Origin of the sequence: Komarekiella delphini-convector SJRDD-AB1 (assembly GCF_014831675.1) — a bacterium.
GTDB lineage: Bacteria > Cyanobacteriota > Cyanobacteriia > Cyanobacteriales > Nostocaceae > Komarekiella.
This window is the reverse complement of the sequence record NZ_VJXY01000166.1, coordinates 1-1,553: the sequence shown is the minus strand read 5'-3', so window position 1 is coordinate 1,553 and position 1,553 is coordinate 1. Positions and strand designations below refer to the sequence as shown.

The window sequence follows — 1,553 nt, the reverse complement described above, 5'->3', positions numbered from 1 at the left end:
TCATATTGAAAGTCAATCATTGTCAGTAGCATCTCAGTTAGATATTGATTCATTAGAGTTATCGGTCTGGAATGAATTAAAATTAGACCCAGGAAGGATTGGTGTAGAAAGTTTTCAAGCAGAAATAAAAAAATTATCAATTTTACGCCAGTTAGACTTACCTGTTGATTTGTTTACAACCATACCAACTAAAGTTTTACAACAATACAAACAACGTGTAGTCGTTGAGTATCCAAAAGATTTACGCCGCCATCCTGAGCCAATTCGTTACACATTAGTTGCTATTTTCGCAACTTTGAGAAGTCAAGAAATTATAGATAATTTAGTAGAGTTGATTATTCAAATCGTACATCGTATAGGAGCTAAAGCAGAAAAACGTGTAGACCAAGAATTGCTACAAGACTTTAAAAAGGTTAATGGCAAGACTAATTTACTATTTCAAATGGCTGAAGCTTCTTTGCAACAACCAGATGGAGTTATCAGAGAAGTTATTTTTCCAGTTGTCAGTGAAACAACTCTCAAAAATTTAGTCAAAGAATACAAATCGACAGGTAATGCCTACCGCGAACGAGTTTATACTGTAATGCGCTCTTCTTATAGCAGACATTACCGAAGAATTTTACCATTAATTTCAGAGCAGCTTGAATTTCACTCAAATAATGAGGTTCATCGTCCAGTAATTCAAGCACTAGAGTTACTAAAAAAATATGCTGATAGTAACCATCGATACTATGACTCTTCAGAAAATATTCCCATTCAGGGAGTCCTACGGAGTGGCGCTCAAGAATTAATCCTGGAAAGAAGTAATGATGGTGACATCAAGGTAAATCGCATCAATTATGAATTAAGTGTACTTCAAGCATTAAGAGACAAACTCAGGTGTAAAGAAATTTGGGTAGTTGGAGCCTACCGTTATCGCAACCCAGAATCCGATTTACCAACAGACTTTGAAGCGCAACGAGCCAATTATTTTCAAGCCTTACAACAACCATCTGACGTTGAAGAATTCATTGCTGATTTACAGCAGCAAATGCAGTTAGCGCTGATGCAGTTAGAATCAGGATTACCGAAAAACAAGTACGTTAAAATTAAAAATCAAGGAAAATCTCGCATTTGTGTATCACCTCTTAAACCTCAAAGTGAACCAATAAATTTATGGCGCTTAAAAACTGAAATCAATCGCTGTTGGCCAATGACTAGTCTCTTGGATGTTCTCAAAGAAACAGATTTACGTGTAAGTTTTACTCAGCATTTTAAATCAGTATTGACTAGAGAAGTATTAGACCCTCATCTCTTACAAAAACGATTATTACTATGTTTGTATGGTTTGGGGACAAACACAGGACTAAAACGTTTAAGTGATGAAATAGGAGGTAGTAGTTATCAGGAGTTGTTACACGTTAAACGTTGTTATATTCATAAACAACAATTACGTAACGCCATTGCCAGTGTCGCTAATGCTATTTTTCAAGCCAGATTAAAGCATATTTGGGGAGAAGGTACTGCTGCTTGTGCTTCTGATTCCAAAAAATTTGGGGCTTGGGATCAGAATT

1 pseudogene is annotated in these 1,553 nt (G+C 35.9%); it reads left to right on the top strand.

The annotated features are described in order from the left end of the window. Positions 1–67: 67 nt before the first annotated feature. Positions 68–1,553: pseudogene (locus FNW02_RS38080) on the top strand (Tn3 family transposase); the annotation flags it as partial.